Raw genomic sequence first — 20997 nt, 5'->3', positions numbered from 1 at the left:
CTTTATTGTTGGATCATCTCTGGATTAACAAACTGCCACAGCAGCTCGAACAAATCAGTGGCTAACATGCCGCGAGTACCGCGCTGACGCGCGACGGCATCGGCTGTTGCCCCATGCGCGACACAGCCTGCGCAGGCTGCATCAAGTAATGTCAGTTTCTGGCCGAGCAGAGCGGCAATAATCCCGCTCAGCACATCGCCCATGCCGCCAGACGCCATGCCCGCGTTGCCCACATCGGCAATGGCGATGTCACCCGCCGCGCTGGCAATCACCGTGCCCGCGCCTTTCAGAACCACCACGCCGCCGTAGCGTTTCGCCAAGGCGCGCGCAGCGTGTAAGCGGTCACTCTCAATCTCGCTGGTTTTCACCCCCAGCAAGCGCGCAGCTTCGCCGGGATGCGGCGTAATGATGCGATTCTGACGGTTATCCTGCTTGATTGCCAGCAGGTTAAGCGCATCCGCATCCCAAAGCATCGGCTTTTCACTGGCCGCGATCTTTTTCAGTGCCTTCTGAGCCCAATCGCGCTGGCCGAGCCCCGGCCCAACAGCGATCATATCCGCCCACTCCAGCGCCTGATCCAGCCGTTCATCGCTCAGCGCATCAACCATTAGCTCCGGTCGCGCGGTGAGAATCGGGCCAATATTATCTTCATGTGTCAGCACGCGCACAAGTCCGGCGCCGGTTCGCAGGGCGGCTTCACCGGTCATGCGAATCGCGCCCGCCGTGCCGCTGTCACCGCCGACCACCAATAGCCGCCCCTGATCACCTTTATGTGAAGTAGCGCGACGTGGTTTCAGCCAGCGCGTTAAATCCCCGGCGTCATAGCGTGAAATCGGAGCCTGCTCAGCGGCAAGATATGCCGACAAGCCCAACTCATGGTTGTGCAGAACGCCAACGTAATCGCGCGCCTTGCCGGTCAGTTGGCCGGGTTTCAGCGTAATCATGCTCAACGTGTGATCGGCGATGACCGTTTTGCCCGGCGCCGTGCCATTAGCCGCCAGCAAACCAGAGGGAATATCGATCGCCAGCACCGGTGCGGCATGTGCGTTGATGAGTGTGATCAGGCGATCGTAAGGATCGGCGGGCGCGCGATTCAGGCCGGTGCCGAGCAGCGCATCGACAATCACCTCAACCTGCTCCGGCCAGGGCGCATCCGCCGCGTGAATCACACCGCCCGCCGCCAGCCATGCGTCTTGCGCCTGCTGCGCCTCTTCTGGCAGAGCTTTACTGCCCGCACACGCCAGCAGCGTCACGTTCAATCCTGCTGCCTGCGCCAGTCGCGCCACCACATAACCATCGCCGCCATTGTTGCCGTGCCCGCACAGGATCAACCAATGCTGCGCCTGCGGCCACAGCTGGCGGCCTAATTCATAGCTGGCCTGGCCCGCACGTTGCATCAGCTCAAACAGCGTTAAGCCCAGGCTATCGGCGGCATCGCGTTCCAGTTGCGCCATCGCCTGCGCAGGCCAGACAGAGTGTGTTAAACTGCGCGCGTTTGCTTCAATTGCCTGGTTTCTCATGTCATATCCTCTCGATCTTCAACAGCTCGCTGAACAAATTAAACAGTGGGGACGCGACCTCGGCTTCCAACAGGTCGGTATTTGCGATACCGATCTGAGCGCCGAAGAGCCCAAACTGCAGGCGTGGCTGGATAAGCAATATCATGGCGAGATGGATTGGATGGCGCGCCACGGCATGATGCGTGCGCGGCCGCATGAGCTGCTACCTGGCACGCTGCGCGTGATTAGCGTACGCATGAATTACCTTCCAGCTAAAGCCGCCTTTGCCAGCACCTTAAAAAATCCGCAGCTGGGCTATGTAAGCCGCTATGCGCTGGGCCGCGACTATCACAAAGTATTGCGCAATCGACTGAAAAAGCTCGGAGAAATGATCCAGGCGCACTGTGGCGAACGCAATTTTCGTCCGTTCGTCGATTCCGCACCGATTCTGGAACGCCCGATTGCCGCTAAAGCCGGTTTAGGCTGGACCGGCAAACATTCGCTGATCCTCAACCGTGAAGCGGGTTCGTGGTTCTTCCTTGGCGAACTGCTGATTGATCTGCCGTTACCGGTCGATCAGCCCCAGGAAGAGCAGTGTGGACGCTGTGTCGCCTGTATCACTATCTGCCCCACTTCCGCTATCGTCGAACCTTACGTGGTCGATGCGCGTCGCTGCATCTCCTATCTCACCATCGAGTTGGAAGGCGCAATTCCTGAAGAGTTCCGTCCGCTGATTGGTAATCGAATTTATGGCTGCGATGATTGCCAGCTGATCTGCCCGTGGAATCGTTACGGCCAGTTAACCGATGAAGATGATTTCTCGCCGCGCGCGGTGTTGCATGCGCCGCCGCTCACCGATCTGTTCAAATGGGATGAAGCCAAATTTCTGCGTATCACCGAAGGTTCAGCGATTCGGCGTATTGGGCATTTGCGCTGGTTGCGAAATATTGCGGTGGCATTGGGCAATGCGCCTTGGGCAGAAGAAAATATGGCGGCATTAGCATTGCGCAGCGGCGAACATCCCCTGCTTGATGAGCATATTGAATGGGCGATTGCACAGCAGTTGCAGAAACGCGCGGCGCAAGCGGTAGAAGTGCAGCCAGCGAAGAAACAGCGGCTGGTGCGCGCGGTCGAAAAAGGCCTGCAACGTGATGCGTGATTGAGCAGTCGCACAGGATAAAACGCTTTTCCACATGCTGTGAATAAAATTATCCCACTGAATCGTGACGGAGATCGTAATTTCGTCTTAAGGGCAAGATCACAGTCTGAAATAGTTATAACCATTTACAAATCAATCAATTAAGCGATTATTGTAAATATTCACGTCGTATTTAGCGCGCAGGGGTTTGTCCAGAGCTTGTGGATAACTCTGTTCAAAACAGTTTTAAACAACGGGGAAAACGCCGTCAGAAGCTTGCAGGCGCATTGTGGATAACCTGTAAGATAACTGCATCAGACAACAAGCATTATCGCTGCTAGCGAGGCGTGCAAAATTTCCAGAAAAAAACGGTGTCGCATGCGATCAAAAAAGATCTGCAGCAGTTTTAATTCTGATTGCGCCTAAGGGCAAATAACATTAGTGAATATGAAAATCTGGAGCGGGAAACGAGACTCGAACTCGCGACCCCGACCTTGGCAAGGTCGTGCTCTACCAACTGAGCTATTCCCGCATAATCTTCGTATTTTAGTCTGCTACTGCGTTGGCTGCCTTCACTCACCCAGGTCACTTACTCATGTAAGCTCCCAGGGATTCGTTCAGTTGCCGCCTTGTTGCAAACTAAAATACTCGATTCTGACTCTTCGTATTTTTGTCACAACAATCACGCTAACGACTAAATCCGTGATTTGGATGGTTTACTACAAACTCTGGAGCGGGAAACGAGACTCGAACTCGCGACCCCGACCTTGGCAAGGTCGTGCTCTACCAACTGAGCTATTCCCGCATTAGAGGTTTACTACTCAACGAAAGTTTGGAGCGGGAAACGAGACTCGAACTCGCGACCCCGACCTTGGCAAGGTCGTGCTCTACCAACTGAGCTATTCCCGCATAATCTTCGCCTGTTCATTTACTGCTGCGTTGGCTGCCTTCACTCGCACAGGTCACTTACTGATGTAAGCTCGCTGTGACTCGTTCAGTTGCCGCCTTGCATCAAATAAATATGCTCGATTCTGAACTTCGCCGTTACTGCTTTTACTTTCTCGTTCCGAATTCCGAATCAAATTCTTCACCGGTACGGGGTGCGCATTATACGAGAAATCCTTTCAGTCGCAAGAGTCTAAAAGCAAAATTTTGCGCTTTCCGCGCGTTCGCTGCTTTTATCGACAACCTGATGATTTCCTGCGCACCCGCGGCGGTTAAAGCTGCAGGAAGTGCTCGCGATAGTACGCCAACTCGGCGACGGACTCGCGAATATCATCCAGCGCCTGATGGCTACCGGACTTTTTAAAACCTGGCAAGATATCTGGTTTCCAGCGGCGCGCCAGCTCTTTCAGCGTGCTGACATCAAGATAGCGATAGTGGAAATAGGCTTCCAGTTCAGGCATGTACTTAAACAGGAAGCGACGATCCTGACCAATACTGTTGCCGCAAATCGGCGAGGTGTTCGCTGGCACCCACTGTTTCAGGAACTCGATGGTGGCCAGTTCCGCCGCACGGTCATCGTGCTCGCTGGCTTTGACGCGCGCCACCAATCCGCTATTGGTGTGCGTGCGCACGTTCCATTCATCCATCAACGCCAACTGATCGTCAGATTGATGCACCGCGAACACCGGGCCTTCTGCCAGGATGTTAAGGTTGGCATCGGTCACGATGGTAGCGATCTCAATTATGCGATCGCGTTCCGGATCCAATCCGGTCATTTCGAGGTCGATCCAAATCAGGTTGTTTTCATTTCCAGCTGTCATGCGTTTCCCGCCTGTTGCCAAAGTCGTCATTAAACTCATTTCAGGTGTATCATAGACGTTTTGCCCAGCAGGGCGAAACCTGGCGAAAGCCGTGAGAGGATGCGTGAGTAAAAACAAACTGTCGAAAGGTCAACAACGTCGCGTAAGCGCCAACCATCAGCGTCGTCTGCAGCAACGGAGCGATAAGCCGGAGCCGGATGATAGTCTGTTTGGAGAAGCGGCTGATGGCGTGGTGATCAGCCGTTTCGGCATGCACGCAGACGTGGAAGATAGCGAAGGCGTTGTACATCGCTGTAATATCCGCCGCACCATTCGCTCGCTGGTCACTGGCGATCGCGTTTTATGGCGCGCTGCCATTGGCGGCGGCAAAGGGATCGTCGAAGCGGTACACGAACGTAAGACGGTGCTAACGCGCCCAGACTTCTATGACGGCGTGAAACCGATCGCCGCCAACATCGATCAGATCATTATCGTTTCGGCGATCCTGCCAGAGCTGTCACTCAACATCATCGATCGTTACCTGGTCGCCAGCGAAACCCTTGGCGTGGAACCGCTGCTGGTGCTCAACAAAACCGACCTTTTAGATGCCGAAGGCCGCGCGTTTGTTGATGAGCAGATGGAGATCTATCGCAACATTGGTTATCGCGTCTTGATGGTTTCCAGCCACGCCAAAGATGGCCTGGTTGAACTGGAAAGCGCCTTAACCGGCCGTGTCAGCATCTTTGCCGGCCAATCTGGCGTGGGTAAATCGAGCCTGCTGAATAACCTGCTTGGTCTGGAGGTAGCGGCTGAAATTCTGACCAACGATGTGTCGAACGTTTCTGGATTAGGCCAGCACACCACTACCGCGTCACGCCTTTACCACTTCCCGGCGGGCGGCGATGTGATCGATTCACCGGGCGTGCGTGAGTTTGGTTTATGGCATCTGGAGCCAGAACAAGTGACGCGCGGCTTTGTCGAATTCCGTGAATTCCTTGGCGGTTGCCGTTTCCGCGACTGTAAGCACGATACCGATCCTGGCTGTGCCATTCGCGAAGCGGTAGAAGAGGGCAAGATTGATATCTCCCGCTTCGATAACTACCACCGAATTCTGGAAAGTATGGCGCAGGTAAAGACGCGTAAAAACTTTTCCTCCGACGCAGATTAAGCAGTACAACGGCACATTCGCCAACGCGCTGGGGCGCTGCTACAATCCGCCCCCTTTTTTGTTAACGACACGTAATTAAGCCAGGAGGCAACGGTGTTTGATCGTTTTAAACTCGGCCTGAATCATATTTTGCCTAAAAAAGGGCTCACCGAGCTCGCCGGTTGGGGTGCCAGCCGCCGTGGTGGCTGGCTCACTAAAGCGGTCATCGACCTATTTGTCTGGTACTACAAAGTGGATATGGCGGAAGCCAGCAAGCCACATACCGGCAGCTACCGCACCTTCAATGATTTCTTCGTGCGTCCGTTAAAAGAGGGCGCGCGTCCGATCGATACTGATGCCTCTTTACTGGCGCTGCCCGCCGATGGCGCGATCAGCCAGCTGGGCCGCATTGCCGGCGATCAGATCTTCCAGGCCAAAGGCCACACTTACAGCCTGCAGGCGCTGCTGGCCGGTAACGACGATCTGGCGGATCAGTTTCATGACGGCGAGTTTGTTACCACTTATCTCGCCCCGCGCGATTATCACCGCGTGCATATGCCGTGTAACGGCATCCTGCGCGAAATGATCTATGTGCCGGGCGATCTCTACTCCGTCAACCCGCTGACCGCACGTAACATCCCGAATCTGTTTGCGCGTAACGAGCGCGTGATCTGCGTATTCGATACCGATCATGGCCCGATGGTGCAGATCCTTGTCGGTGCCACCATTGTGGGTAGCATCGAAACCGTGTGGGCGGGCACCATTACGCCACCGCGCGAAGGTGTGATTAAACGCTGGCGCTATCCGTCTGCCGATCATGATGGTGCGGTGGTGCTGCTGAAAGGCCAGGAAATGGGTCGCTTCAAGTTGGGTTCAACGGTGATCAACCTGTTCGCGCCGAATCGCGTGAAGCTGGCAGAAAGCCTTGAAGCCGAAAGCAAAACCCGCCTCGGTCAGCCGCTGGCCATCGCCCTGCCTCAGCCTGGCGACAGCGTCTCACTTAGCAAATAACCCGGAATCTCTCCCGTGCGTGTTTTCCTCTCCTTGCTGCTGAGCCTTGTGCTCAGCAGTTCTGTATTTGCAGCCACCGTTCCGCAATCCAGCCAGCTAAAGCAGGAACTGGATGCGGCTAAATCGGCGAAAACCTCACCCGCGCAAACCGAGCAGGTGCAGGCGCTCGAATCGGCGATCAATTTCCTCAACGAGCGCGATGAGTCGCTGGAGCGCGCGAAGCAGTATCAGCAGGTGATTGATGATTTCCCGCGGCTGGCGCGCGAATTACGTCAGCAGATCGCCACGCTGACGGACAGCAGCAAGGCGGTGCGCAGCAATATGAGCAGCGCCGAGCTGGATCAGGAACTGTTGCAGGTCAGCAGCCAGCTGCTGGAGGAAGGCCGCCAGGCGCAGCAGGAGCAGGATCGCGCGCGCGAGATCAGCGATTCACTGTCGCAGCTGCCGCAGCAGCAAACCGATGCACGCCGGGCGATGACCGAAAGCGATCGTCGCGCGCAGAGCGCTTCGACGGCGACTACGCCGCTGGCGCAGGCGCAGATTTACGCGCGTCAGGCGGAAAACGCCGCCAACAAAGCGCGCGTGGACGAGTTAGAGCTGGCGCAGCTTTCGGCGAATAACCGTCAGGAACTGGCGCGTATGCGCGCCGAAGTGCATCAGCGCAAAGCGACTCAACTGGATAACTATCTGCAGGCGCTGCGCAATCAGCTCAACAATCAGCGCCAGCGCGAAGCTGAACTGGCGCTGGAGCGCACCGAGCAGCTGGCGGAAAACAGTGGCGATCTGCCGAGTTCGATCAGCGATCAGTTCCGCGTTAACCGCGAACTCTCCGCCGACCTTAATCAGCAAGCGCAGCGCATGGATTTAGTCGCTTCGCAGCAGCGTCTGGCCACCAATCAGACCTTGCAGGTGCGTCAGGCGCTGAGCACGCTGCGTGAACAGTCGCAGTGGCTGGGCGCGTCCAATCTGTTGGGCGAAGCCTTGCGTGCGCAGGTCGCACGTCTGCCGGAGATGCCGAAATCTCAGCAGATCGACAGCGAAATGGGCCAGCTGCGCGTGCAGCGTCTGCATTATGAGGATCTGCTGGAGCGCCAGCAGGAACTGCGCAAAGCCAAACAGGATGACGGCACGCCGTTCAGCAGCGATCAGGTACGCATCCTCGAAGCGCAACTCAAAACCCAGCGCGAACTGCTGAACTCACTGATTTCCGGTTGCGATACGCTGATTCTGGAAATCACCAAGCTCAAAGTTTCCAATACGCAGCTGCAGGATGCCTTAGCCGAAGTTAAAGATGCGACGCATCGCTATCTGTTCTGGACCGCTGACGTCAATACCATCGGTCTGAATTTCCCGGTGGAGATGGCGCAGGATCTCAAGCGTCTGTTGTCGCTGGATACCGCCGGCCAGCTCGGCAAAGCGCTGGCGATGATGTTTACCAATCGCGAAACCGTGTTACCGATTATTGGTGCGATTCTGCTGGTTGGCTTCAGCATCAGCTCTCGTCGTCACTACAACGCCTTTATGGAGCGCTCCGCCAGCCGCGTCGGTAAAGTGACGCAGGATCGCTTCAGCCTGACGCTGCGCACGGTATTTTGGTCGATTCTGGTGGCGGTGCCGCTACCGGTATTGTGGGCCGCGCTCGGTTACGGTTTACAGCATGCCTGGCCTTATCCGTTCGCCGTGGCGATTGGCGATGGCATCACCGCCACGCTGCCGCTGCTGTGGGCCTTTATGATCAGCGCCGCGTTTGCGCGTCCCGATGGCTTGTTTGTGGTGCATTTCCGCTGGCCGCAAGCGCGCGTGGCGCGTGCCATGCGCTATTACTCGCTATCGGTAGGGCTGATTGTGCCGCTGATCATGCTGCTGATCGCCTTTGCCAATCTCGACGATCCGCAATTCTCCGGCACGCTGGGACGCGTGTGCTTCATCCTGATTTGTGGCGCGCTAAGTATCGTTACCGTTAGCCTGAAACGCGCCGGTATTCCGCTCTATCTGGATAAAGAGGGCAACGGCGATAACTTCGTAAACCGCATTTTGTGGAACCTGATGATTGCCCTGCCGCTGGTGGCTGCCCTCGCCTCCTGCATCGGTTATCTCGCCACCGCGCAGGCGCTGCTGGCGCGTCTGGAAACCTCGGTGGGCATCTGGTTCTTCCTGCTGGTGGTGTATCACATCATCCGCCGCTGGATGCTGATTCAGCGCCGCCGCATCGCCTTTGACCGTGCACGTCAGCGTCGTGCCGATATGCTGGCCAACCGCGCGCGCAGTGAAGAAGAGAAAGAGCAATCAACGCCAGCGAATGCCGACACCATCGAAATCGATGAGCCAAGCATTGATCTCGATGAGATCAGCGCACAGTCGCTGCGTCTGGTGCGTTCCATCCTGACGCTGATTGCGCTGGTTTCGGTGATTGTGCTGTGGTCAGAAATCCACTCGGCGTTTAGCTTCCTTGATAACATTCCGCTGTGGAATGCCAGCACCACCATTCAGGGCGTGGACAGCGTGCAGGCGATTACGCTGGGTGCGGTGTTGATTGCGATTCTGGTGCTGATCATCACCACGCAGCTGGTGCGTAACATGCCGGCGCTGCTGGAGCTGGCGCTGTTGCAGCATCTCAGTTTGGCGCCGGGCACCGGTTACGCCATTACCACTTTGACCAAGTATGCTTTGATGCTGATTGGCGGCTTGATTGGCTTCTCAATGATGGGCATTGAGTGGTCGAAGCTGCAGTGGCTGGTTGCTGCGTTGGGTCTGGGTTTGGGCTTCGGGATGCAGGAGATTTTCGCTAACTTTATCTCCGGCCTGATTATCCTGTTTGAGAAACCGATCCGTATTGGCGATACCGTGACCATTCGCGACCTGACGGGCAGCATCACGCGCATCAACACGCGTGCCACCACCATCACCGATTGGGACCGCAAAGAGATCATCGTGCCGAACAAGGCTTTCATTACTGAGCAGTTCGTGAACTGGTCGCTGTCGGATTCAGTGACGCGTGTGGTGTTGACGATTCCAGCGCCCGCCAGAGTCAACAGTGATGAAGTGACCAACATTCTTAAGCAGGCAGCCGATCGCTGCACCTACGTGCTCGATATGCCGGCGCCGGATGTGTTCCTGGTCGATCTGCAGCAAGGTATTCAGCTGTTTGAACTGCGCGTGCATGCGGCGGAGATGGGGCATCGCATGCCGCTGCGCCATGAACTGCATCAGCTGATTCTGCGCGGCTTTGAGGAGCACGGCATTGAGATGCCGTTCCCACCATTCCAGGTACGCATGGAGACGTTAGGAAAGCAAAACCCCGCGACTAACGGTGCGCCCGCCAATAAAACCTTCAAATCTGGCGGATTATAAAAACAAAACGCCCGGCAGATGCCGGGCGTTTTTTATTGCCGCTTAGAGTTCATCACTTCACAAACTCTTCGCCCTGCGAGATATCTTTCTTCAGCGTTTCCAGCATGCCGTTTAGCGCCTGCTGTTCAAAGGCACTCAGCGTGCCCAGCGGACGGCGTTCAACGATGCCGTTTTTGCCCAGCAGCAGCGGCTGCGAGAAGAAGCGGGCATATTCGCCATCGCCTTCCACATACGCGCACTCCACCACGTTGGCTTCGCCTTGCAGGGCACGAATCAATGACAGGCCAAAACGGGCCGCTGCCTGTCCCATCGACAGCGTCGCCGATCCGCCACCGGCTTTGGCTTCCACCACTTCGGTGCCCGCGTTCTGAATACGTTTGGTGAGATCCGCCACTTCCTGCTCGCTGAAGCTCACGCCTTCCACCTGCGACAGCAGCGGCAGAATCGTTACGCCGGAATGCCCGCCCACCACCGGCACTTCAATCTCGTTAGGCTGCTTGCCTTTTAACGCCGCGACAAAGGTATTGGCACGGATGATATCGAGGGTGGAAACGCCAAACAGGCGATTCTTGTCATACACGCCGGCTTTTTTTAGCACTTCGGCCGCAATCGCCACCGTCGTATTCACCGGATTGGTGATGACGCCAATCAGCGCTTTTGGCGCGGTACTGGCAACCTGTTCGATCAGGTTACGCACGATACCAGCGTTGACGTTAAACAGGTCGGCGCGATCCATGCCCGGCTTACGTGCCACACCCGCGGAGATCAGCACCACATCAGCACCATGCAGCGCAGGCGTAGCATCTTCACCGCTAAACCCTTCCACGGTGACTGCCGTTGGGATATGACTGAGATCGACCGCCACACCGGGCGTTACCGGGGCGATATCGTAAAGTGAGAGAGCTGAGCCTGCGGGTAATTGCGTTTTGAGCAGCAGTGCGAGCGCCTGGCCAATACCACCAGCGGCACCGAGAACGGCAACTTTCATCCTGAACTCCTTATTAAGGTGGGGCAGAGATATGCCGAAAATCCATCAGGTTACGAGTTTAATCAACTTCTCAGGCGATAGCGACTAAACCTGTCGCGCACTAAACACTACGCCGCAATCGGCTCCCGAGACATCTCCACTTCAGAAGTCGCCTGAATGATTCATTCGCAGCCAGAAGACAATGGACGGCAATGATCATCGATATTGTTGTTACCACTTCAATAATATAACAACTTTGCAACCTTCGCTTTGCGCGTCCACCCGCGATTTTGGTGCAACATCATATTCTGTTATGATGCCCGCCCCGTAAGTCATTACCGCGATTCTCTTACCAGACTTATTGCATAAAAATTCATCTAAATGCATAATAATTTATCTGCCGTGGGCCTGTTGCCCTCTGCAACCCCTTTTTAATTGGTAGCTTATGCGAAACCCATCGAAACAAGACGACTTGATTAAGGCGTTTAAAGCCTTATTGAAGGAAGAGAAATTCAGCTCCCAGGGCGAAATCGTGCAGGCGCTGCAGGAAGACGGCTTCGAGAATATTAATCAGTCCAAAGTTTCTCGCATGCTGACCAAGTTTGGCGCGGTGCGCACGCGCAACGCCAAGATGGAGATGGTTTACTGCCTGCCTGCTGAACTCGGCGTGCCCACCACCACCAGCCCGCTGAAGAATCTGGTGCTGGATATCGATTACAACGATGCGTTAGTGGTGATTCACACCAGTCCGGGCGCGGCGCAGCTGATTGCGCGCCTGCTGGATTCGCTGGGCAAAGCGGAAGGCATTCTCGGCACCATTGCCGGTGATGACACCATCTTTATTACTCCCGCGCGCACCTTCTCGGTAAAACAGCTGTACGACGCGATCCTGGTTTTATTCGAACAAGAGCTATAAAACCCTGCTGCATACCGGCAGTTCCTCTGCCGGTAATCTTGCCCTTTGCGCTTCATTCGTAACCATTCTGTTACAAATCCCTTTGTAAATAATAAGTTATCCATATGCCTGTCGGTTCTTTTCAGCCGCTATCATTGGTACGACCTTTGTGCCCGTTTAACCTTATGCGCTATTTTACGCTGCTTTACACATTGTGCTCAGTGTCTTTCCCTTCTCTATCTGTATCAGCCAGCGAGATCAACCACGATCTTTCGCACTAAAAGATAATTTGATGTAGATCATTGTTTTTACGGTGAAATAACCACCTATGGTTAAGATCCAGGCGTTTTTTATAACTTCAGGTTCTAAAAAAGTGCCATAAGGATAAAGAATTACAACCAAACATTATTAGTTCGGTATTAATTTCATGGGTGATTAGATCTATACTTGTTTTCGTGATGCAAATCACACGAAAGAAAAAGATAAAAACAGACGACGAGGAAAATTATCATGAACGTTAAAACTACTATCGCGACTTTAAGTGTTCTCTCTGCCCTGTCATTTGGTGCTTTTGCAGCAGATTCTATTAATGCCGAACAGGCAGCGAATCTGCAACCTGCGGGCACCATTAGCGTCAGCGGCGTGGGCGGTTCTCCAATGGATATCCGTCAGCAGTTAAACGATAAAGCCGACCAGCAAGGTGCTAAAGCCTATCGCGTGGTTGAGGCGAATACCGGTGACAGCTACCACGCAACCGCTGAGCTGTACAAATAAGTTACTGACTTAAAAAGCAATGTGAACGGCAACCCGTTTGAGACGCTCTTGCCTCTCAGGTTGCCGGCCCCCATTTCAGGAGAGTGAATCATGAAAACCAAATTAGCTATCGCAGTACTGGGCCTGGCTTCTGTTCTTTCTTTTGGCGCGAGTGCCGCCAGCCTTGTTTCAAACCAACAAGCTGAACAGCTGCAATCTCTGAACCAAACCATCAGCGTGAGCGGTGTTGACGGCGACCAAACCAACGTGCGTCAGGAACTGTCACAGAAAGCCGATGCGCAGGGTGCCAGCCATTACCGCATCATCGAAAGCAACCGTGGCGATACTTTCCACGTAACTGCTGAACTGTACAAATAATCACTAATTGAACGTCCGGTGCCTTGATGGCGCCAGGCAATAGATCGACGACCCGCCACCCCTTTTCTGCCGCAGGTTGTTGATTAAACGAGGAGAAAATTATGAAAATCAAAACAACCATCGCAACTGCTACCCTGCTTTCCCTGTTCGCCTTTGGTGCTTCTGCAGCACAACTGGTCACCGAACAACAGGCGCAGAATCTGCAACCTACCGGCAGCACCATTTCAATCAGCGGAACCGGCGGTTCGCCAATGGACTATCGTGCCGAGCTTTCTCAGAAAGCGGATGAGCAAGGTGCCAGCGCTTACAAAGTGATTGAAGCGAAAACCGGCGACAGCTACCACGTGACAGCTGAGCTGTATAAGTAATTCCTCGTCAATTAAGACGAACCCTTTGGCCCCGCTCGCCGGGGCCCTTTTTACTTTATATTGAAGCGGAGCTGGCCTTCCAGCTCCTCTTCTGCTTCATCAAATAGCAGGATTAATGCGCCATACCGGCGTTTCTGCCCTTTCCCCAGATTTACAAATTCAATCTCCAGCGGCAACGGCAGTTGCTCACCGACAATCGCACCCCAAAGATCGTCAAGATCGTTGATGGCGAGATCGGCTAACGCAAAACGATCGCTAAACTGTCGATAAAAATGGGCTTGATCGACAATCTCGTCGAAATCGAAACGCTCGGTTCTCATCATGACGCCCTCTTGGTTGTTGCGGCTAGCTGAGTCCGCCGAGGTGCAACGCTTTAACTTCCAGATACTCTTCCATCCCCAACACCGATCCTTCGCGTCCCAGTCCAGACTCTTTCACGCCGCCAAACGGTGCCAGCTCAGTGGATACCGCGCATTCGTTAATGCCGATCATGCCCGCTTCCAGCGCCGCTGAGACGCGGAACACCCGTTGCAGATTCTGCGTGTAGAAGTAAGCCGCCAGGCCAAATTCGGTATTGTTGGCACGCGCAATCACCTCGGCTTCATCGTCAAAGCGGAAGCAAGCCGCAACCGGGCCAAACGTCTCTTCCTGCGCCAGCTTCATCTCTTCATGCGCTTCGCCAATCACCGTTGGTTGCCAGAAGTTGCCGCCAAGAGGATGACGTTCGCCGCCGACCAGCAATTTGCCGCCTTTACTCAATGCATCTTTGACGTGCTCCTCCACTTTCTCCAGCGCGGACGGCTCAATCAGCGGGCCAACGATCACCCCTTCTTCCACGCCATTTCCGACTTTTAGTTTGCCCACCGCATCGGCCAGTTGATTAACGAAGCGATCGTAGATCGCGTTATGCACATAGAAGCGGTTGACGCTGACGCACACCTGTCCGGCGTTGCGGAATTTGTTGGCAATCGCGCCCTGCACCGCCGCATCAATATCGGCATCATCAAACACGATGTAAGGCGCGTTGCCGCCTAACTCCATCGAGACTTTTTTCATGGTTTCAGCCGCATTACGCATCAGCGTTTTGCCCACCGCGGTGGAACCAGTAAAGGAGATTTTGCGCACCGCCTTGCTGGCCATAATCGCGTCGCTAATGGCATGCGTATCGCCCGCCACCGCATTGAGTACGCCATCAGGCACACCGGCTTTCTGCGCCAGCGCCAGCAACGCGAAGGCGCTCAGCGGTGTGTTGTTAGCGGGTTTGATGATGCCGGTACAGCCTGCGGCCAATGCGGGGCCAAGTTTGCGCGTCAGCATCGCCATCGGGAAATTCCACGGCGTGATCGCCGCGACCACACCAATTGGTTCGCGCGTCGCCAGAATGCGCGAGCCCGGTTTAGCCGGCGGGATGATTTCACCGTTGGCGCGTTTCGCCTGCTCGGCAAACCACTGAATAAAGCTGGCGGCGTATTCCACTTCACCTTCGGCTTCTTTAAGCGGTTTACCCTGCTCGGCCGTCATCAATTGGCCGAGCCAGCTTTTGTTCTCGATGATCAGCTGATACCAGCGATAGAGGATTTCGGCACGCGCCTTGGCGGTTTTATCGCGCCAGGCGGGAAACGCACGCTGCGCGGCGGCAATCGCCTGTTCGGTTTCTTGCTGGCCGGCTTTCGCCACGTTAGCGATAACTTCGCCGGTGGCAGGATTGGTCACCTCAAAGGTGGCGCTGGCGTTATGCCACTGACCATCAGCGAAATAGCCGGTCTTGAAAAATTCGTGTTGTTGCAGGGAAGTGGACATCGGTTTTCTCCTGTCAGTTTGCGTCCTGTCAGGAAAGTATAGATGCCAATATCAGAGGTTTTTGTGTCAGCGTGGGATCTAAAAGGCCGCTGCAGGTTGCAGCGGCCAGTTTCAGATTTGTATTAAGGTGTTCTGATACTTATCCAGCATCAGTGCCAGCCGTTTCACCGGCTCGGTGACGTTATCAGGCGCAGCATAGTGCTGCAGCTTCTCCTGATACACATCCAGCTCCTTCAGCAGCCGCTCGAAGTAATAGCGCCGCTTATCATCGCTGGTCGCGGAGATAATGCGGTCGGCGGTGTAGCGCAGCTGGCGGTGATAGGCCGAGAGATCTGCATTCACCGGCACTTCGGCATTGCGCAGGCGTTGATGGCCGATAATCAGCGTCAGCGCGATCCGGTATTTATCGATATCGCCGGGGAACAGGTTGAGCAGCAAAAACAATTGCTGATACAGCGCCGGCAAGTGGTTTTCACGACGACGCGCCTGATTAGTGGTCAGGGCAGCAACTGCCGCATACATAAAGCGATTCAGCAGTTTACGTCCGGTACGCTCTTTGGATTTATCGCGAATCAGCAGAATCACCATCATCGCTACAAAGCAGCCAATCACCTGGCCCAGCACGTTATCGAGGAATACGTTGAACTCGAACTTCATCGGGTTATCCAGCACCAGCACGTTGATGGTACCAATCAACGCACCCAGCGTACCCAACTGACGACGCTGCACGAAGATGCCGCCGATAAAACCCAGCGCGCCGATGGCGATACACAACAGCAGCGCACTTTGCTGGGTCGCGGGCAGAATAAAGATGAAGTAGAGCGCGCCGAGCGGCACCGCAACCGTCATGCCGTAAAGGAAGTCTTTCGCCATCATCAGCGGATTCGGCATACGCATCGCCAGCGCGGTAATCACCGCCAGCATCACCATGCAGCCGCTGCCTGATGTCCAGCCGGTATACAGCCAGAACAGCGATCCCAGCGCGGTGGCGACGAAGGTACGTATACCGTTGATCATCGCGTGATGGGTTTCCGCAGAGCGCGCCTGAATCACTACCTCACGCTGCAGAATGCTCTCTTCCAGCGTGGTGATGCGGCTATTACTTTTAATGCCGTTAATCAGCAGCAGATATTCAGTGGCCGCGCCGACCCAACTCGCCAGCGTCACCGGCACGGTTTTGCTGCTCACGCCAATCAGGCGACGCATCACCTTCATGCGCTTATGCACATCGTTGACGCTGTTGACCTCTTTTTCGATCAGCAAACGATAGTGCGGTGGAATGTATTCCGGACGCGAGTTTTGAATCAGGAAAGTTTCGGCGGCCTGCGTGATCAGCGTCAGCGATAAGGTGTTGAGCATTTGCAGGCGGCGGCTGGAGTTTTTCCAGCGTGAGGATTCCATCATCAGCTGGCCGCGCATGCCGTTGAGTGCCGTGGTGCGACGCACTAACGCGCTCCAGGCTTTATCCACTTCCTCTTTGTCTTCATGCGCGACGCACAGCTGCAGCAATTTGTAGTGCGCCACCAGCAGCGCGTCCACTTCCTGCTCAATCACTTTCTTGATCGAGCGCGGCGAGAACAGCATGTCGGCGAGGATGGCACACAGAATACCGATGACGATTTCACTGCAGCGCTCAACCGCGTACTGCGGAGCCAGCGTTAAGCCGCCGCTGGCATCCGCCGTCACCACGATGATCAGCGCGGTGTAACCGGCAAGACCCAACGCATAGGAGTTTTCGACTTTGATCAGCGAAGAGAGCCACACGCACATGCCGGCCCACATACAGCACAGCAGCAGCATCACCACCGGCGCGCGCACCGTGGCAATCATGATGGTGAGCGCGGCGATACAGCCAATAAAAGTACCGATGATGCGCAGAATGCCGCGATAGCGCAGCGCGCCAGAATAGGGATCGCCCCCCGCAGCAAAGGCGGTACCACCGGCCACGATGCCGGCGGTCATTACCGCCCAACGCGGCGTTTCCAGATTGAAGTGAAAGCCAATCATCAACGCCGCAACCAGCGCGAAGGTGAGCTTCACCGGGAAACGCAAAAACTCAATCATATCGCCCTCGCTTAACCAAACTCACGCAGGCGATTGAACAACTGTGCCAGCGGCGAGACTTTGGTTTCGCGATCCTGCGCACCGGTGATCACCACCGTCGCCGTGGTCCCCGCCGGGAAGCGGTTGCCCGGTTGCTCGTCGAGACGAATACGCACCGGCACACGCTGCGCCAGACGCACCCACTCCAGATTCGAGTCGATGGTCGCCATGCCTTTGCTGTCGCTGGTGCTGCTGCTGTTGGTTACGCCCGCCGCGATGCTGTCAACGGTGCCACGCAGTACCGCGTTGCTCCCCAACGGGGTAATTTGTGCGCGGAAGCCCGGACGCACGCCATCCAGCTTGGTCTCTTCCATATAGGCCAGCACATAGAAGGAGTGCTGTTGCACCAACGCCACGGCTACCGAGCCGCGCGTGATGAATTCGCCCTGATAGACATTGAGGTTGGTGACCCAGCCGTCAGATGGCGCTTTGATAGTGGTGCGATCGAGGTCAATCACCGCCAGGTCGCGCGTGGCCACAGACTTCGCCAGCTGGTGCTCGCTGGTTTGCAGATCGTTATTGGATTGCTCAATCGCTTCACGCGACATGGCGCTGGTACCCAACTGATTGCGGCGACTGGCTTCACGGCGTTTTTCACTCACTAACGCCTGGTAATACTCGACATCCGCCTGGGCTTCGTCCAGCGCTTTTTGGTAGCGCGGACGATCAACCACAAACAGCGTGTCGCCTTTTTTCACCAGCTGGTTGTCGTGCACCGGCACGTCAGTGATGATGCCGGTGACGTCAGGCGAGATCGCCACCACATCGGCAGAGAATTTGGCATCACGCGTCCACGGTGATTCGGTGTAGAACACCCAGGCGCGGAAGATGATCACGATGGCGATGACAACCAGCAGGAGTGTAATCGCGTATCGCGCGATTTTTCTTATTAGCGCTTTCACTTAAAAAACCTCAGACGAATAAACGGGATACAAGGTAAAACACGCAGCAATACAGCGCAGTGTTAAACAGTGCCGGATGCCAAACCAGATCGTAGATCCCGCTAGGCGTTAGCACGCGTTTCACCAGCCAGAACAGCGCCAGTGAAACCAGTAGTTCAATGAAGATGGGCGGAAAACTCAGCCCGAATACGACAAATACCGGAAGCACACTCATTTCGGATCCTTAGTTCGACCTTGCCGGATTGCACCGATACCTGCCCACGTGCCGTATAGCACGTTGGGTTTACGATCAGGGGATGACGGATAAACTGATGGCAACATTCAGGCCGCGTTGAGCTAATCATAGCGTATCATCGGGCTAACACAGCCGTGTTCAGGTGCAGTGAAGAGACCCAGCGCGCGTATAGTAACGCGCTTGACTATACGTTTTCTACATATTGTGAGCTAAATCACTTTTTAGCCAGAGTAAACAATGGATCGACTTAAAAGCATGTCCATTTTCGCCAAAGTGGTTGAATTGGGTTCATTTACCGCCGCGGCGCGCCAGCTACAGCTTAGCGTTTCGTCTATCAGCCAGATTGTCGCCAAACTGGAAGATGAGTTACAGGTTAAATTGCTTAATCGCAGCACGCGCAGCATTGGCCTGACTGAGGCCGGAAAGATCTATTTTCAGGGCTGTCGCCGCATGCTGGCGGAGGCGTCGCAGGTACACGAGCAGCTGTACGCCTTTAACAACACGCCGATCGGTATTCTACGGATCGGCTGCTCATCGACGATGGCGCAGAATGTGTTATCAGCGATGACCAGCGAAATGTTACGCGAATATCCGGGTTTGGGGGTCAATCTGGTGACGGGCATTCCTGCTCCCGATTTGATTGCCAACGGTTTGGATTTGGTGGTGCGCGTGGGCGCGCTGCAGGATTCGAACTTGTTCTCGCGTCGGCTGGGTGCAATGCCGATGGTGGTGTGCGCGGCGAAGAGCTATCTGGCGCAGCATGGCACGCCGGAAAAACCCAGCGAGATCGATAATTTTTCGTGGCTGGAATATAGCGTGCGGCCGGATAACACTTTTGAACTGGTTGCGCCGGAAGGATTGGTTACCCGCCTTACGCCGCAGGGCCGTTTCGTCACCAACGATTCGCAGACGCTGATACGCTGGCTGAAAGCTGGTTGCGGTATTGCCTATGTGCCGTTGATGTGGGTGATTGATGAGATCAATGCGGGGGAGATCGATATTCTGTTCCCGCAATATCACTCGGAGCCGCGCCCGGTCTATGCGCTCTATACCGAGAAAGACAAGCTGCCGCTGAAAGTGCAGGTGTGCATTGATTATCTGACCGAGTATTTCAGGCAGGTAGCGCAGCAGTATCAGCAGCATCGGAAAGGTTGAGGGCAGATGTTCAGGTCGCCATACATGGCGACCTGACAACGTTAGGCGGTACCACCTACGGTGATTTTATCCAGCTTCAGCGTTGGCTGACCCACGCCAACCGGTACGCTTTGTCCCTCTTTACCGCATACGCCGACGCCTTTATCCAGCGCCAGATCGTTGCCGACCATCGAGATCTGCTGCATCGCTTCGATGCCGGAGCCAATCAGCGTGGCGCCTTTCACGGGCGTCGTCACTTTGCCGTTCTCGATCAGATAAGCTTCTGAGGTGGAGAACACGAACTTGCCGGACGTGATATCAACCTGGCCGCCGCCGAAGTTTGGCGCGTAAATGCCGTACTCCACGCTTTCAATGATATCTTGCGGCGTCGATTTGCCTGCCAGCATGTAAGTGTTGGTCATGCGCGGCATTGGCAGGTGCGCGTAAGATTCACGGCGACCATTGCCAGTTGGATTGACGCCCATCAGGCGCGCATTCAGCTTGTCCTGCATGTAGCCTTTCAGCACGCCATTTTCGATCAGCATGTTGTACTGGCCCGGCACGCCTTCATCATCGACCGCCAGCGAACCGCGCAGACCTTCAATGGTGCCATCGTCAACCACGGTACACAGCTCTGAAGCCACCAGTTGGCCCATTTTGCCGCTGAATACCGATGTCGCACGACGGTTGAAATCACCTTCCAGACCATGTCCAACTGCTTCGTGCAGCAGCACACCCGGCCAACCTGCGCCCAGCACCACCGGCAACATGCCAGCGGGTGCCGCCACGGCGGAGAGATTGACCAGCGCCATGCGCACCGCTTCGCGCGCCCAGGCATCGGCACGCACATCACCGCTCTCATCAGCGAGGAAGAATTCATAACCGGTACGCGCGCCGCCGCCGCTTGAGCCACGTTCGCGTTTACCCTGATCTTCCACCTGCACGCTGATGGAAAGACGCACCAGCGGACGAATATCTGCGGCCAGCGTGCCGTCAGTTGCGGCGACCAGCACCTGTTCGTAGACGCCACTCAGGCTGGCATTCACTTCCTGCACACGTGGATCCGAGGCACGCGCCACTTTATCAACACGGTGCAGCAGGGCAATTTTGTCTTCGCGCGTCAGGCTATCCAGCGGATTAACGGGCGCATACAACGAACGGTTCAGCACCGCCGATAAGGTATGCGCTTTACCGTTGCCTTGTTCACGCACGATGCTGCGCGCCGCTTCAGACGACTGACGCAGTGCATTCAGGGAAATCTGGTCAGCGTAGGCGAAACCGGTTTTCTCGCCGCTCACGGCGCGGACGCCCACGCCCTGATCGATATGGTAGGAACCATCTTTAATAATTTTGTCTTCCAGCACCCAGGATTCGTGGAAACTGGACTGGAAATAGAGATCGGCATAATCCAGACGACGTTCTGAAAGCTGCCCTAACAGGGAATAAAGGTCCTGCTGATTAATGCTGTTCGCAGTTAGCAACTGCTCACTTACCAGATTCAGAGTCATCGTTTCTCACTCATTATGTGCTCGGATAGTCATAGCCTGCGGCAATTACCCGACGGCGTCAAA

Annotated in this window: 18 protein-coding genes and 3 tRNA genes; 9 read left to right on the top strand and 12 right to left on the bottom strand. The window is 55.3% G+C overall.

Going from position 1 to position 20997, the window contains the following annotated elements; genetic code table 11:
- Positions 1-2 precede the first annotated feature (2 nt).
- Positions 3-1520, bottom strand: a complete 1518-nt coding sequence (gene nnr / locus MWH02_RS20545; RefSeq protein ID WP_271461335.1) for a bifunctional ADP-dependent NAD(P)H-hydrate dehydratase/NAD(P)H-hydrate epimerase — start codon at positions 1518-1520, stop codon at positions 3-5.
- On the opposite strand from nnr, the gene queG reads away from it, so the two are divergent.
- The gene (gene queG, locus MWH02_RS20540; RefSeq protein WP_137386612.1) at positions 1519-2658 is read left to right on the top strand and encodes a tRNA epoxyqueuosine(34) reductase QueG; all 1140 of its coding nucleotides are present in this window, start codon (positions 1519-1521) and stop codon (positions 2656-2658) included. The genes nnr and queG overlap by 2 nt on opposite strands.
- 435 nt (positions 2659-3093) lie before the next feature.
- On the opposite strand, the gene MWH02_RS20535 is transcribed toward queG, so the two are convergent.
- The 4 genes from MWH02_RS20535 to orn form a co-directional block, all read right to left on the bottom strand.
- Positions 3094-3169, bottom strand: a tRNA-Gly gene (locus tag MWH02_RS20535).
- A gap of 197 nt (positions 3170-3366) precedes the next feature.
- Positions 3367-3442, bottom strand: a tRNA-Gly gene (locus tag MWH02_RS20530).
- A gap of 28 nt (positions 3443-3470) precedes the next feature.
- A tRNA-Gly gene (locus tag MWH02_RS20525) sits at positions 3471-3546 on the bottom strand.
- Between the two features lie 308 nt (positions 3547-3854).
- Positions 3855-4403 carry an oligoribonuclease gene (orn, locus tag MWH02_RS20520; RefSeq protein WP_192236111.1) on the bottom strand — a complete coding sequence of 183 codons (549 nt, stop codon included), beginning with the start codon at positions 4401-4403 and terminating at the stop codon, positions 3855-3857.
- A 103-nt stretch (positions 4404-4506) separates the two neighbouring features.
- On the opposite strand from orn, the gene rsgA reads away from it, so the two are divergent.
- From rsgA to mscM, 3 genes are all read left to right on the top strand, one after another.
- Positions 4507-5550, top strand: coding sequence for a small ribosomal subunit biogenesis GTPase RsgA (gene rsgA / locus MWH02_RS20515; RefSeq protein WP_101762855.1), 1044 nt, complete (start codon positions 4507-4509; stop codon positions 5548-5550).
- Between the two features lie 93 nt (positions 5551-5643).
- A complete protein-coding gene (asd, locus tag MWH02_RS20510) occupies positions 5644-6540 on the top strand; it encodes an archaetidylserine decarboxylase (RefSeq protein ID WP_101762854.1) in 897 nt (298 codons plus the stop codon).
- Positions 6541-6555: 15 nt separating this feature from the next.
- Positions 6556-9891, top strand: a complete 3336-nt coding sequence (mscM, locus tag MWH02_RS20505) for a miniconductance mechanosensitive channel MscM (RefSeq protein WP_101762853.1) — start codon at positions 6556-6558, stop codon at positions 9889-9891.
- A gap of 52 nt (positions 9892-9943) precedes the next feature.
- Here mscM and mdh read toward each other — a convergent pair whose 3' ends face one another.
- On the bottom strand, positions 9944-10879 hold the full coding sequence (mdh, locus tag MWH02_RS20500; protein ID WP_217549775.1) for a malate dehydrogenase: 936 nt from the start codon (positions 10877-10879) through the stop codon (positions 9944-9946).
- Between the two features lie 424 nt (positions 10880-11303).
- Between mdh and argR the strand changes: the two genes are divergently transcribed.
- The 4 genes from argR to yhcN (MWH02_RS20480) all read left to right on the top strand — a co-directional run bounded on the left by argR (position 11304) and on the right by yhcN (MWH02_RS20480) (position 13252).
- On the top strand, positions 11304-11774 hold the full coding sequence (gene argR / locus MWH02_RS20495; RefSeq protein WP_008101964.1) for a transcriptional regulator ArgR: 471 nt from the start codon (positions 11304-11306) through the stop codon (positions 11772-11774).
- Positions 11775-12263: 489 nt separating this feature from the next.
- Positions 12264-12527 carry a peroxide/acid stress response protein YhcN gene (gene yhcN / locus MWH02_RS20490; protein ID WP_101762851.1) on the top strand — a complete coding sequence of 88 codons (264 nt, stop codon included), beginning with the start codon at positions 12264-12266 and terminating at the stop codon, positions 12525-12527.
- A 90-nt stretch (positions 12528-12617) separates the two neighbouring features.
- The gene (locus MWH02_RS20485) at positions 12618-12884 is read left to right on the top strand and encodes a YdgH/BhsA/McbA-like domain containing protein (RefSeq protein WP_007891990.1); all 267 of its coding nucleotides are present in this window, start codon (positions 12618-12620) and stop codon (positions 12882-12884) included.
- Between the two features lie 101 nt (positions 12885-12985).
- The gene (yhcN, locus tag MWH02_RS20480; protein WP_008101968.1) at positions 12986-13252 is read left to right on the top strand and encodes a peroxide/acid stress response protein YhcN; all 267 of its coding nucleotides are present in this window, start codon (positions 12986-12988) and stop codon (positions 13250-13252) included.
- Positions 13253-13302: 50 nt separating this feature from the next.
- Here yhcN (MWH02_RS20480) and MWH02_RS20475 read toward each other — a convergent pair whose 3' ends face one another.
- From MWH02_RS20475 to aaeX, 5 genes are all read right to left on the bottom strand, one after another.
- Entirely contained in the window at positions 13303-13572 is a 270-nt protein-coding gene (locus MWH02_RS20475) for a barstar family protein (RefSeq protein ID WP_271461398.1), read from the bottom strand.
- A gap of 25 nt (positions 13573-13597) precedes the next feature.
- On the bottom strand, positions 13598-15052 hold the full coding sequence (locus tag MWH02_RS20470; protein ID WP_271461334.1) for an NAD-dependent succinate-semialdehyde dehydrogenase: 1455 nt from the start codon (positions 15050-15052) through the stop codon (positions 13598-13600).
- A 111-nt stretch (positions 15053-15163) separates the two neighbouring features.
- Positions 15164-17116, bottom strand: coding sequence for a p-hydroxybenzoic acid efflux pump subunit AaeB (aaeB, locus tag MWH02_RS20465; protein WP_222234931.1), 1953 nt, complete (start codon positions 17114-17116; stop codon positions 15164-15166).
- Between the two features lie 11 nt (positions 17117-17127).
- On the bottom strand, positions 17128-18057 hold the full coding sequence (gene aaeA, locus MWH02_RS20460) for a p-hydroxybenzoic acid efflux pump subunit AaeA (RefSeq protein ID WP_101762847.1): 930 nt from the start codon (positions 18055-18057) through the stop codon (positions 17128-17130).
- Positions 18058-18067: 10 nt separating this feature from the next.
- Positions 18068-18271, bottom strand: coding sequence for a p-hydroxybenzoic acid efflux pump operon protein AaeX (aaeX, locus tag MWH02_RS20455; RefSeq protein ID WP_021508145.1), 204 nt, complete (start codon positions 18269-18271; stop codon positions 18068-18070).
- A gap of 258 nt (positions 18272-18529) precedes the next feature.
- On the opposite strand from aaeX, the gene aaeR reads away from it, so the two are divergent.
- Positions 18530-19447 (top strand): HTH-type transcriptional activator AaeR, encoded by a 918-nt coding sequence (gene aaeR, locus MWH02_RS20450; protein WP_101762846.1) that lies wholly within the window; start codon positions 18530-18532, stop codon positions 19445-19447.
- 41 nt (positions 19448-19488) lie between these two features.
- Here the strand turns inward: aaeR and tldD are convergent, their stop codons facing one another.
- Positions 19489-20934 (bottom strand): metalloprotease TldD, encoded by a 1446-nt coding sequence (gene tldD, locus MWH02_RS20445; protein ID WP_271461333.1) that lies wholly within the window; start codon positions 20932-20934, stop codon positions 19489-19491.
- Positions 20935-20997 lie beyond the last annotated feature (63 nt).

Source organism: Pantoea leporis, assembly GCF_028048155.1.
Lineage (GTDB): Bacteria > Pseudomonadota > Gammaproteobacteria > Enterobacterales > Enterobacteriaceae > Pantoea > Pantoea leporis.
The sequence above is the reverse complement of the archived record's forward strand: the minus strand, read 5'-3'. Positions and strand labels throughout refer to the sequence as shown.